12 protein-coding genes are annotated in these 11911 nt (G+C 40.1%); 5 read left to right on the top strand and 7 right to left on the bottom strand.

Annotated features, from left to right (window positions below; all coding sequences use genetic code 11):
- Positions 1-7: 7 nt before the first annotated feature.
- The 6 genes from AC2SLN_RS10930 to AC2SLN_RS10905 form a co-directional block, all read right to left on the bottom strand.
- Positions 8-1510: a UvrD-helicase domain-containing protein gene (locus AC2SLN_RS10930; protein WP_486549449.1), complete on the bottom strand. Its 1503-nt coding sequence runs from the start codon at positions 1508-1510 to the stop codon at positions 8-10.
- Positions 1511-1820: 310 nt separating this feature from the next.
- A complete protein-coding gene (gene tatC / locus AC2SLN_RS10925; protein WP_486530419.1) occupies positions 1821-2546 on the bottom strand; it encodes a twin-arginine translocase subunit TatC in 726 nt (241 codons plus the stop codon).
- Between the two features lie 140 nt (positions 2547-2686).
- The gene (tatB, locus tag AC2SLN_RS10920) at positions 2687-3406 is read right to left on the bottom strand and encodes a Sec-independent protein translocase protein TatB (RefSeq protein WP_486549450.1); all 720 of its coding nucleotides are present in this window, start codon (positions 3404-3406) and stop codon (positions 2687-2689) included.
- 147 nt (positions 3407-3553) lie between these two features.
- A complete protein-coding gene (tatA, locus tag AC2SLN_RS10915) occupies positions 3554-3805 on the bottom strand; it encodes a twin-arginine translocase TatA/TatE family subunit (protein WP_486530205.1) in 252 nt (83 codons plus the stop codon).
- Between the two features lie 88 nt (positions 3806-3893).
- A complete protein-coding gene (gene hisIE, locus AC2SLN_RS10910) occupies positions 3894-4778 on the bottom strand; it encodes a bifunctional phosphoribosyl-AMP cyclohydrolase/phosphoribosyl-ATP diphosphatase HisIE (protein ID WP_486549451.1) in 885 nt (294 codons plus the stop codon).
- 229 nt (positions 4779-5007) lie between these two features.
- Entirely contained in the window at positions 5008-5442 is a 435-nt protein-coding gene (locus tag AC2SLN_RS10905; protein WP_486530207.1) for a thioesterase family protein, read from the bottom strand.
- Between the two features lie 560 nt (positions 5443-6002).
- On the opposite strand from AC2SLN_RS10905, the gene rpmI reads away from it, so the two are divergent.
- The 5 genes from rpmI to AC2SLN_RS10880 all read left to right on the top strand — a co-directional run bounded on the left by rpmI (position 6003) and on the right by AC2SLN_RS10880 (position 11207).
- Positions 6003-6200: a 50S ribosomal protein L35 gene (gene rpmI / locus AC2SLN_RS10900; protein WP_011961529.1), complete on the top strand. Its 198-nt coding sequence runs from the start codon at positions 6003-6005 to the stop codon at positions 6198-6200.
- A gap of 95 nt (positions 6201-6295) precedes the next feature.
- Entirely contained in the window at positions 6296-6652 is a 357-nt protein-coding gene (gene rplT, locus AC2SLN_RS10895) for a 50S ribosomal protein L20 (protein WP_486530208.1), read from the top strand.
- A gap of 555 nt (positions 6653-7207) precedes the next feature.
- The gene (gene pheS, locus AC2SLN_RS10890) at positions 7208-8218 is read left to right on the top strand and encodes a phenylalanine--tRNA ligase subunit alpha (protein WP_486549501.1); all 1011 of its coding nucleotides are present in this window, start codon (positions 7208-7210) and stop codon (positions 8216-8218) included.
- 150 nt (positions 8219-8368) lie between these two features.
- Positions 8369-10783 (top strand): phenylalanine--tRNA ligase subunit beta, encoded by a 2415-nt coding sequence (gene pheT / locus AC2SLN_RS10885; protein WP_486549452.1) that lies wholly within the window; start codon positions 8369-8371, stop codon positions 10781-10783.
- Positions 10784-10892: 109 nt separating this feature from the next.
- A complete protein-coding gene (locus AC2SLN_RS10880; RefSeq protein WP_486549453.1) occupies positions 10893-11207 on the top strand; it encodes an integration host factor subunit alpha in 315 nt (104 codons plus the stop codon).
- Positions 11208-11411: 204 nt separating this feature from the next.
- Here AC2SLN_RS10880 and AC2SLN_RS10875 read toward each other — a convergent pair whose 3' ends face one another.
- A complete protein-coding gene (locus AC2SLN_RS10875; RefSeq protein ID WP_486549454.1) occupies positions 11412-11798 on the bottom strand; it encodes a hypothetical protein in 387 nt (128 codons plus the stop codon).
- Between the last annotated feature and the right edge of the window lie 113 nt (positions 11799-11911).

Genomic DNA, 11911 nt, shown 5'->3' with positions numbered 1-11911 from the left:
CTAGCAATTAAGACCCATAAATCACTTTTTTACCCGACTTAAGACCTGATATCAAATCACTAATATTATGAATATCTAAGTTATCTTGCGCTCGGGTACAGGCGACATATAAAAGACGCAGCTCTTCTGGGCTAATTTTTACACCGTTAGTGGTCACATCATAATAAAAGTCATCATCAAGCTGCACTCGAGACCATTCAAGTCCTTTGGCTTTATGGGCAGTAGAGATGACATAATCGGCATCTTTGACATCTGTCAAACTGTTTACCGCTTTGGTTAAGACATTTGTACCGTGGTCGTCTACCAATTTTACCAAAGTTTTTAAGTCGCTACCTTCATTGGTTTCCGCATAATCTTGCACATCTGCCCATTGATAAAAATAGGCGAGCTCTGGAACGCCATAAGCAGATTTACCTGCTTTTAAGCTTTCAGCTGCTTTACAGAACTTAAGCATTCTATCGGCATCGGCCTGTAGAGCAACTTTATGACCATTTTTTAAGCCAGCCAACAGTTGTGCCATCGCTGAAGCATTGGTCCGACATAAGATGGCGTCTTTTTTGCCATGTAATAATGATTTAGCTGTACCAGATTTTTTATTGGGATTGCCTTTTAAAGGGACGTCTTCTTGCAACGCCTTTAATAGTAGGTTCGCCACCTCAGCAATGGGTTCTCCAAAGCGAAAAGATTGAGTCAACAGAGTTTGCGGTAACGGTAATTTCTTCATGGCATTCACTGCGCCACGCCATTCGTAAATCTGCTGATGCGCATCACCCACATAAATGACTTGGCGAGGCTGTTGAGTCAAGATACCCATCATTAATGGGTCAGCATCCTGAGCTTCATCGAATAAAATGAAATCAGCAGGAATAGCAGGTTTTGATAATGCCCAGAGCTTCAGGTAAATATCATGACCGATGCCTGCAGGATGGCGTGGGTCAATAGATTGCAGCCAGCGTTGTTCCACAGCCGGGTACAGAGCCTCGCGTAATTGCTCAGTATCAGACTCGCTCATCCAGCTGGGTAACAGTATATGTCTTGGGGCAGGATAGCTGGCATGAGTACTACAAAAATTGCTGACCGCATCGCTCACAAAACGGGCTTGGCGGGCAGGCGTCAGATTCACATAACTGCTTTTACCATCCATTTGACGCCGCACTTGTACCGTGTGCAATCCTAAATCATCGCCCAAACGTTTGGGAGAAAATCTGGGTAGTGACAATTTGGCGGTTATATCACGAGGTACATGACGATAGGCCAATGAGTGAAACGTACGGCAATCAACATGTCCTGGAAATTTCTGCTTGGCTTCTGTGGCAATGCCTTTGTTAAAGGCTAAATAAAGGCCTCTTCCGCGCAGTCTTTCACCAATAAGTTTTAAAGTCGTGGTCTTACCTGCTCCGGCATAAGCCACTACTTTAAATGATTTACCATCCATTGCCATATTCAGCGCAGCCAATTGTTCATCAGTTGGGTCGCTCATATAGGCGGGCATTGGTGCGTTTGCAGACATATCTATACCTGTTTATTTCTTAAATCGCTAAAAAAGCCATTGACGAGGCAATGGCAAAATCATATCAAAACACTCTAAATTGAATCGTTAACCTTATGGAGGGCTCTAAAAAGCCATAATTTGATGGCATAAACCGATATAAATATTTAGCGTTTGCTGTTGATATCCCTTTGATTTCATTATACCAGTTAAGGCTTCCTATGTTTTAAATACCAGTATCTTAAATATCAGTATCTTAAATAAAAGTATCTTAAATACCTATACCCAATGCTAGATATTTGGGGTAATTTGAGATGTGTGCAAAGCAACTTTAATCAACGGTTACTGCAGACTTTTTCTCTTTAACCAACATACGTGCCATTAATAAGCCGAATTCAAATAGCAGTATCATAGGTAGTGCCAATAAAAACATAGAAGGCACATCAGGAGGAGACATGACGCCAGCAGCAGCAAAGCAAGCGACAATCACATAACGGCGTTTACTGGCTAAACTTGCAACAGAAACAATACCGGTAATAACCAGGATGAGAACCACAACGGGAATTTCAAAGGTAATACCAAACATCATAAGCAGTTTAGTAACAAAGCTTAGATAGCTTTCAATGTCTGTCATCGGTTGTACGCTAGAAGGTGCGAAGGCAATTAAGAAGCCAAGTGCTCGTTTTAAAACAATAAAATAAGCAAAGGCAACACCCGTGTAAAACAGTAAGATGGAAGACAATAAGATGGGTACTGCAATACGCTTTTCATGCTTATATAATCCTGGCGCAACAAATGACCAAATTTGATATAAAATGAAGGGCATGGCCACGAATGCCGCCACTAGAAGGGTAAGGCGAATGGGTGCCATAAAGTTGGCAACAGGATCAATCGCAATCATTGTGGAGGCGGCAGGCAAAATATCTACCAAAGGCTGTGAAATAAAATCGTACAGTTCACGAGAGAAACCTACCAACACCAAAAAGATAATACCAACCACTACCATGATTTTAATTAAGTGCAAGCGCAGCTCAATGAGGTGCTCAGTGATTGGCATATCAGTCAGACTATCTAGACCCTCTGATTTAGCTGGCTGTTCAGAGGCGCTTTGTTCAGCAGTGCTTGGGTCAGATTTATGCTGTGATACGCTATCTGGATACGTAGATTTAGGGTTGGCTTTGTCAGATTTAAATAAACTCATGATGCCACCTTAGGATTGCTAGGAGGCAGTTTTTTGTCAGCATTGCTAGCAGGAGAGTGACCAACGTTCATCAGTGAGGTGGCTTTGTAGTCTGGCAACAGAGGGGCAGGGGGCAAACGACGTTTTTTGTCATAGTCGCCCAATAAAAACCACATATTTTCCCATGGTCGTGTTACTGCTACAGAGGGTAGATAATCTGATTCAATACGAGATAATGTATGCGGAGCGGTAGGACTTTCTTCCGTATTATTCAGTTGCTCGCTGTCTAGTTGCCTACTATTTTTTTGCGACTTTGAAATGTTCACCGGTACTATTGGGGGGTTGGTTTGAATTGTACTATGATCAGTGTCAACGTGATCAGTGTCAACGTGATCAGTGTCAACGGTTCCCATCTTGGTAAAAGAGTCTTCGATTTCATTTAATTCTGAGTGTTGTTGTTTCTTAAAAGTCTCCATATTACCGCGTATTTGCGCCATCTCTTTTTGCATCTCAGCTTCAGCTTGGCGAATCATTTCAAGCTCTTTTTGCAGTTGCTGTCGGGTTTCGGCTAAGTCAAGCTCAGCTTCCATTTCAGCTTTTAAGGTGCTCGCTGTTCGACGAAATTTAGCATAGTAAGTACCTGCTGTGCGTACAGCTTGAGGCAATTTCTCTGGTCCAAGGACAATGAGCGCAATTATCCCAAATACCATAAGTTCGTAAAAACTAAAGTCAAACATAATTACCCATTGTCCTATGCCATGATCTACTACCACTCTAAGGCGCAGAGTTGGGACTATAATCAAACCGTTTTTAAAATTAGTAGACTATACGAAACAAGTCAATGCTTTGTTAAAGTGTAAAAGTTAGGTAATAAATCACAGCGCCTATAATTGATGGTCTTTAGCTTTGACTTCCTCAACTTTTGCATTAACATCAACATCGTTGTCCACACTGGCTTGATGGTCAATGACAGTATGTTTATTAGCGTGTGCTTCATTCTCATCTTTAACGGCATCTTTAAAGCCTTTAACCGCCCCGCCAAGGTCTTTTCCAGCATTCTTAAGCTTTGTGGTACCAAAAATTAGAAGGGCAATACCAAGAATAATTAATAACTGCATTGGAGATAGGCTCATCATCGTATCCTGTCGATTAAATTAGATTTAAAAACCGTATGTTACGGTAACACTGCTTAAAGTTAGTTAATGGTTTCTCTTAGATAATGTATTAAGCTATTCTGCTGTTTTTTTCTTCAATACCTGATAGCCCAAATCGTCGTGCTAATTCAGTTAAAATCATATTCGAGTCGAGATTAAACCACGCTAATGTGACTAACGTGTGAAACCACAAGTCGGCAATTTCGTATACCAGATCATTAACTAAAGTAGCATCAGTAGTTTGATTACTCCCTTGCGCTGCAGTAGCCAAATCTTTAGCCGCAAGTATTGCTTCAACTGATTCTTCGCCAACTTTCTCTAAAATCTTATTAATTCCTCTCGCATATAAGCTTGCGACGTATGAGCTGTCAGCATCCGCTTGTTTTCGCTCAGACAATACGGCATCTAATTGACGCAAAAGGTTTTGCGCATCAAGAACTTTATTTTTGCCAACATCGTTACTGATGTCATCAATATGTGCTGTTTTTACATTATCAGATGCTGTATTTTCTGTAGGGCTGTATATATCTTTAGGGTCTTTTAATACTGGCGCGACAACCTCCCAGTTTGGGGAAGTACTATCTGATATGTCTAAGCGGCGAAAAAAGCACGACTTTCTGCCAGTGTGGCAAGCAATTCCACCAATTTGAGTGACCGACAAAACGATAACATCGGCATCGCAATCTAAAAAAATGTCATGTACTAACTGCGTATGCCCCGAAGTTTCCCCTTTGTGCCAGAGTTTGTTACGAGAGCGTGAATAATAAACGGCAGTTTTGGTTTGAACTGTTTGCTGTAGTGATTCCGCGTTCATCCAAGCCATCATTAGAATGTCGCCTGTTTGTTTATCATGAGCTATAGCAGGTATTAATCCATCTCTATTGAAGGCAACTTCTTCGAGCCAATGAGATATAGTATTGGTTTTGTGAGTAGGATCTGAGACGGGGTTAGACATTTTGTGCACCCTAAGTTCTAGAGCGTGCCATCGGTTATATAGATCGTATTATAATCGTTAAATTTAGCGGATGGCACGGCCCAATACTAAAATTTTATGTTAAAGAATATCAGGTTAATTCAGCAGTAAATATAGCAGATATTACGTTGATATCTAATTTTAGCTATATTCATTAACCAGTATATAGACTTACTGACAAATCAGCATTAATTTATCACAAAATAAACGTTTACGAACGGACATCTAAAGCCTGAATGACAGAGGGACTCATGGGGGTAATTTCATTCGCACGGTAGTCATAATTAACAAAATTAATAAGGGCTTTAGCCACAACAGCATTATCGTACATACTAGACACCTTAATCAGCAGCTCACCGCCATCTCGAGCAAGATTGCTTACACCAACTTCAAACAATAACTTTTGACGTACCCGTGCCCGACGTACAATGTTAATAATTATATCGTTGGCGATCAGCGCGTGAAACTCATCATTGATGTCTTTAATACCCCGAGAGAAAAAAAAACGCGCCCTTGCTTCTATTAGCAAAGCGGTCAATGAATCGATTGTGATTAGTTCGCCAACATCAATTTCATTATGGCGCACAGACATCACAGTTTCAAAAATAAAATTGCCTTTACTCGTATCAATATTGATTCTAGCCATATGGGTTACTCCTAAGGCTTACACCATAGTATGATTAATTTACAGGCATTATACTTTTTTTTAAAACGCCCTAACTTTGTTAAATTTGTTAAGGCTAGCACTAATTATCTATCTTATCAGATTAGTTTTTGGATTTAGGCGTAGGTAATTAAAAAGAGTTATATTCGTTATTTTACATTAAATATACGCCTAAGTCGGAAAAATCGACCGTAAGTCGGGAAACATTCATAAATAAGTCGTTTTTTTGATAGCAAACTTGTTCTTATCAAGTCTTCTTATATCTTTTGTACTTGCTAAATGATTTGATTGAACATTGAATTTGTATAAAGTGCTTGCTAAATACTGGCATAATCATAATATAGAGAATAGGTGTTGGTTAACCGTAAAACATCTGCTATAATGCGCGCTTCCCACCTCAAGGCACATATTTAATGGCTTTAAACTAGGTAGTTTACCTAAAAAAATCATAATGAAATATGCTGACAAACAGGTTTTCCCTTGGCTGTTAGATGGGTTACATTCGTGATAACTGATACTAACAACAAAGATAAGAGGTTCTTATGAAAGTTAAAATGAAAACGAAACGTGGTGCCGCTAAGCGTTTCAAAAAAACGGCTAACGGTTTTAAGCGTAAGCAAGCATTTAAGCGTCACATTCTGACCAAAAAGTCTCCTAAGCGTATTCGCCAATTACGTGGTACGAAACTGGTACACGTTGCTGATGTAGCTGCGGTTCGCCGTATGTGTCCATATATCTAAACCCACTTAATTTCTATCGACCTTGTATAACCTTTTATAATTAGTTTTATTTAAGAATATAAGTTCAGGCAAATCAATTTTTTTAGGAGTATTTTATGGCCCGTGTAAAACGTGGTGTTCAAGCAAATCGTCGTCACAAGAAAATTTTAAAGCGTGCTAAAGGTTATTATGGCGCTCGCTCAAGAGTTTATCGTGTCGCTGTACAAGCAGTTACTAAAGCTGGTCAATATGCTTACCGTGACCGTCGCAATAAAAAGCGTACTTTCCGCCGTTTATGGATTGCACGTATTAATGCTGGCGCACGCTTAAATGGTTTAACGTATAGCCGTTTCATCAATGGTTTGAAAAGAGCAAATATCGAAATCGATCGTCGTGTTTTAGCGGATATCGCTATGCATGATGCCCCTGCTTTTACTGCATTGACGGAAAAAGCGAAAGCTGCTTTGGCTTAATGAGTCATTATTAATTTAATGAGGTTCCTGCCTTATTCAAAAAGCCATCGATATTCGATGGCTTTTTTAGTTTTATTTGCTTACAATTAAAGTAGGTCTATATTAAGTATTTGTTTTACTTATGTAAGCTAATTACAGATGCTTTTTATAGCTTATAGTTTGTCTCAAATAAATCCACTACGGTGTTTAGCGCCCTGAATATACTCATTTTACTATTTGAGATTGGTCGCCTTGTAGAGAAATTATTTGAGTGCGACTATAGTAGACACGATATATAATCAGTATATAAAGCATCTAAATTCTATAAAATAAAGTATCTAAGCACTATAAAATAATTAGCGCTGAGTGTTGACGAATCAGCGTATTGAAAGATTTTTCTTACTCATAGTACACCCATCCCATAAATTTATTTTGGCAAATTGCCGATAGCAAATACACTCTGAGAATGCTCACATGACTCAATCTGAAATTTTATCGACCAATTCATCATCAAATAATTCAGTACAAGAGGCCTCAAAGCGCAGTGTCGCAGATATTATGGCTAGCTTGCCTGAAATGACAAACGCTTTGAGTGAGTTGACAGAGTGTCAATTACAGGATTATGTGGCAGCGATTCAGTCAGCGCTAGGCGACATTGCAACGGCTACAGACTTACAGCAAATGCGAGTTAACTTGACAGGTAAAAAAAGTGCGCTTACTGGTTGGTCGAAGCAGATGGGTAAACTGAGTGTTGATGATAAGAAGATGAAAGGCGGTTGGTTGCATAATGTACGAACTAAAGTTAATGATGCCTTAAATAGACAACAAGCTATTATTGATCAAGCAGCCTTGGATGCCAAGCTGTCTACTGAGCGCATTGACATTACATTACCAGCGCGTGGTCAGAGAAAAGGGCAACTTCATCCAGTTACTATGACTGCACAGCGTATGCAGCGGTTTTTTATGCAAGCGGGATTTAATGTAGCGACCGGGCCAGAAGTTGAAAGTGATTACTACAATTTTGAGGCGCTTAATATTCCATCACATCATCCTGCACGAGCCATGCATGATACCTTCTATTTTGATGCGCATTATTTATTACGTACGCATACCAGCCCTGTACAAATTCGCACGATGACAAATAATAAGCCTCCTATTCGTATTGTCTGTCCTGGTCGTGTTTATCGCTGCGATTCAGATCAAACACATTCGCCAATGTTCCATCAGCTAGAAGGTTTAATGGTCACTGAGCGCACAACATTTGCTGAGCTAAAAGGCTTAATAAATGAGTTTTTAGAAGCCTTCTTTGGTAAAAAACTTACTGTGCGCTTCCGCCCCTCCTTTTTTCCGTTTACAGAGCCCTCGGCAGAGGTTGATATATTAGATGATAATGGTAAGTGGTTAGAGGTTATGGGCTGCGGTATGGTACATCCTAAGGTACTGACTAACTGCGGTATCGATAGTAATAAATATACTGGATTTGCCTTTGGTATGGGGATTGAGCGTTTTGCCATGCTGTATTATGGCATTGATGATTTACGCTTATTTTTCCAAAATGACGTACGCTTCTTACGTCAATTTGGTTAAAGATAATGTGTAAAGGTAATTAAAATAGCACGTTATACTATCGGCTATACAATATGGCGGATTATACGATATGAGTTAGCCCCCTACTGAGTTTCATATAAAGATAAATACGACGACTTATATAATAATTGAATACCTTTTGAGACTTCTATGAAAATTAGCGAACAGTGGTTACGCAGCTGGGTAAACCCCAATAATGATACGCAAGCGCTTGCCAATCAGTTAACGATGGCAGGACTAGAAATTGATGATATCGCCTCGGTTGCAGCAGAGTTTAGTGGTGTGGTTGTGGGCGAAGTGATAGATATTCAGCAGCACCCTGATGCCGATAAACTGCGAGTCACCAAGGTTAATATTGGGTCGACTTCTGAACCACTTCAGATTGTTTGTGGGGCGCCAAATGTGCACGTTGGAATGAAGGCGCCAGTTGCTACAATTGGTGCTAAGTTACCAACTGAAGATGGCAAAGGTTTTAAGATCAAGAAAAGCAAACTGCGTGGTATTGAGTCTCAAGGTATGTTGTGCGGTGCTTCTGAGATTGATTTGCCTGATGTGGTCGACGGACTGTTTGAGTTACCGGATGATGCTCCAATTGGCACAGATATTCGTGAATACTTAGGTTTGGACAATAAAATACTCGACATCTCCATTACCCCAAATCGTGGTGATTGCTTCAGTGTGCGTGGCATTGCACGTGAGATAGGCGTTTTAAATGGTATGGCTATCGCAGCACCAGATATTACTGCTCAAGCAGGGGAGGTTGATGCCACTCAAGACGTTGTTGTTAAAGCTTCTGACGCTTGTCCACGTTATTTGGCTCAGCCAGTAATGAATATCGATCGAAGTGTCGAGACGCCAGATTGGATTCAAAAGTCTTTATTGCATAGCGGACAAAGATTGCATAACTTTTTAGTAGACGTGACCAACTATGTTTTATTAGAACTTGGTCAACCTATACATGCTTTTGATGCTGACAAAGTCGTTGGCGCTATTACAGTGCGTATTGCCAATAAAGGCGAACAATTAGAGTTACTGAATGAACAAAACATTACCTTGCATGGTGATGAGTTGGTCATTGCTGATGATGAAGGTATCTTAGCGCTCGCTGGTATTATGGGTGGACTACGCAGTAGCGTTACGAATGACACAAAAAATATTGTATTGGAGAGTGCTTTCTTTGATCCAATAGCTATTGCAGGGCGGGCTCGTCGCTTTGGCTTACATACCGATGCTTCTCAACGCTTTGAGCGAGGGGTAGATTTTGAACTGCCATCAACTGCATTAAACCGTGCGGTTAATTTAATCAGTCGGGTAACTAAGGGCCAAGCGGGTAATATAACCGTGATTGAGAGTATTGAGCAGCTACCTAAGCGCCCAGCGGTTAAACTTCCTTTGCTCAAAGTCGCAGAAGTCATTGGTATTAATATTGAGAAACAACGCATTATTGATATTTTAACGCAACTTGAAATTGAAGTTAACGAAATCGAGCAGGATGGAAACGTTGTACTTAACTGCCGTCCCCCTAGCCATCGTTTTGATATTGAGATTAAGGAAGATCTTATCGAAGAAATTGCCCGTATCTATGGCTATGATAATATTCCAAGTACCTTGCCAAATCTCGGTGTAGACATGAGCTATGATGATTCGGCAGATTTAACGTATCGTTTAAAGCTGGCAATGGTAGAAGCAGGCTATATGGAGGCCATTAGCTTTAGCTTTAGTGATGAGAAGTATGAAAATATCTTAAGTGATGATGCGCTTGGAAATTTACTACCTCTTGCTAACCCTATTTCAGCTGATTTAGCGGTTATGCGTCGTACATTATTATCAAGCTTAATCCCTTGTGTTCAGCATAATTTAAATAGACAGCAAACGCGTGTGCGTTTTTTTGAAACAGGACTGAGCTTTGTTGGTGCAACTGTGAGTGAGCTTGTGCAAACGCCAAGTATCGCTATTGTTGCTACTGGGGAAGTCAACCCTGAGCAAGCACATAGCAATCGTTTGATGGACTTTTATGATTTAAAACGTGATGTAGAACAACTTTTTCCTAATAATATAGATGATTCTGAGCTGACCTATGAGCGGAGTACCCTTGCATTTTTACATCCAGGTCAGAGTGCTACGCTATTGTTGCATGGTGTGGTCGTAGGCTGGATGGGGCAGCTGCATCCTAGCGTTTCTGCTCAGCTTGATTTACCGACGACGTGGGTAGCCCAGCTTGCTCTAGAGCCCATTTTTTCAGTAAATCGTGCAGAGAGTGAGATTAACACCCCCTCAAAATTCCCTCTCGTACGTCGAGATATCGCATTACTTGTTGATAAAGATATACCTAAGCAAGATTTATCTATAACGATAAGCAAGGCTGGCGGAAGTTTATTGCAACATCACTGGTTATTCGATGTTTATCAGGGCAAAAATACGCCAGAAGGTGTACGTTCAGTCGCCTTTGGTTTAATATGGCAAGATGCAAATCAAACATTGTCAGACGATATAGTTAACGCTGCAGTAGACAAAGTCATTAAAGCATTACATGACGAGCACGGCGCTACGCTTCGTGACAGTTAATGGCTATCTGACACAGTAGATGAAAGTTTTTTAAGGTGCAACATTATTACGCTCAGGAAGAGCGAAATTTATAATCAAAGGGATATGAGATGATAAGGAAGCCACAGTTATGACGTTAACAAAAGCAGATATGGTAGACCACCTTGTTGCTAATTTAGGGTTTACTAGGCAACAAGGACGTATGGTTGTCGACTCATTTTTTGATGAAATCTCCGAAAATTTAATAGAAGGACGTGATGTCAAACTATCAGGGTTCGGTAATTTTGTATTAAAAGATAAAAAAAGCCGTCCAGGTCGTAATCCTAAAACAGGACAAGAGGTTATGGTTTCCGCGCGTCGTGTCGTAACCTTTAAGGCAGGACAAAAGCTGCGCCAACAAGTTGAAGCATTACAGTTTAAGGAAGATAAATCGGGGTCTCGCTAACTATCAATGAGTTTAGATAGAATAATGACTATAACTATAACGGACAGCAGATTGATAGTTTTGTAAACATATGAATATATTTATCCGCTTTATATTTAATCGTTAAAAACAACTGATATTAAAAAAGAGAGCAATCGCTCTCTTTTTTAATATTATATAATCTATAATCCAATATAATATAGTAATATTAGCGTTTACTAAATATTACTTAGTTTCTTCTACAGTAGTAGTGGTAGTAGTTTCTTTTGTGGTAGCAGTTGCAGTGTCATCAGCTGCGCCCATAGCTTCATTGGCAGCAGCGTCAGCTTGGTCAGTTGCCATAGTGTTAGACTCTTCTTTCGCTTCTTCATCGCCAGCCATTACAGCAGCTTCTGCTTTATCTACAGCAGCTTCAGCATCAGCGACAGCAGCTTGTTCGTTAGCAACAGTTTCGCCTTCAGCAGCAGCCTCTTGTACTTCAGCAGCAGCGTCATTCACTTCTTCTTTAGCGTCGTTAAGATCTTCCACAGCGTTTTCTTTATTGCTGTCACAAGCGGCCAGACCCATAGTAGCAGCCATTAAACCTGATAATGCGATTAATTTAAGTTTCATATATTTCTCCAAAAAACAAAATAGAACTGAAAAGCAGTTCATTATTAGAAAATGCAGTATCATTTGACACATGCGCCTGACTAAACTTTTACGTTAGTAATCGCTGAGCCAAA

This window comes from Psychrobacter sp. CX90 (assembly GCF_057396305.2).
Note: the sequence above shows the minus strand (reverse complement) of the source record. Positions and strands in the feature narration are given on the sequence as shown.

Bases quoted from the DNA above. Each gene is read 5' to 3' on its own strand.
- AC2SLN_RS10930 (WP_486549449.1), bottom strand. From the start codon at position 1,510: ATGTCTGCAAACGCACCAATGCCCGCCTATATGAGCGACCCAACTGAT.
- tatC (WP_486530419.1), bottom strand. From the start codon at position 2,546: ATGCCAATCACTGAGCACCTCATTGAGCTGCGCTTGCACTTAATTAAA.
- tatB (WP_486549450.1), bottom strand. From the start codon at position 3,406: ATGTTTGACTTTAGTTTTTACGAACTTATGGTATTTGGGATAATTGCG.
- tatA (WP_486530205.1), bottom strand. From the start codon at position 3,805: ATGATGAGCCTATCTCCAATGCAGTTATTAATTATTCTTGGTATTGCC.
- hisIE (WP_486549451.1), bottom strand. From the start codon at position 4,778: ATGTCTAACCCCGTCTCAGATCCTACTCACAAAACCAATACTATATCT.
- AC2SLN_RS10905 (WP_486530207.1), bottom strand. From the start codon at position 5,442: ATGGCTAGAATCAATATTGATACGAGTAAAGGCAATTTTATTTTTGAA.
- rpmI (WP_011961529.1), top strand. From the start codon at position 6,003: ATGAAAGTTAAAATGAAAACGAAACGTGGTGCCGCTAAGCGTTTCAAA.
- rplT (WP_486530208.1), top strand. From the start codon at position 6,296: ATGGCCCGTGTAAAACGTGGTGTTCAAGCAAATCGTCGTCACAAGAAA.
- pheS (WP_486549501.1), top strand. From the start codon at position 7,208: ATGACAAACGCTTTGAGTGAGTTGACAGAGTGTCAATTACAGGATTAT.
- pheT (WP_486549452.1), top strand. From the start codon at position 8,369: ATGAAAATTAGCGAACAGTGGTTACGCAGCTGGGTAAACCCCAATAAT.
- AC2SLN_RS10880 (WP_486549453.1), top strand. From the start codon at position 10,893: ATGACGTTAACAAAAGCAGATATGGTAGACCACCTTGTTGCTAATTTA.
- AC2SLN_RS10875 (WP_486549454.1), bottom strand. From the start codon at position 11,798: ATGAAACTTAAATTAATCGCATTATCAGGTTTAATGGCTGCTACTATG.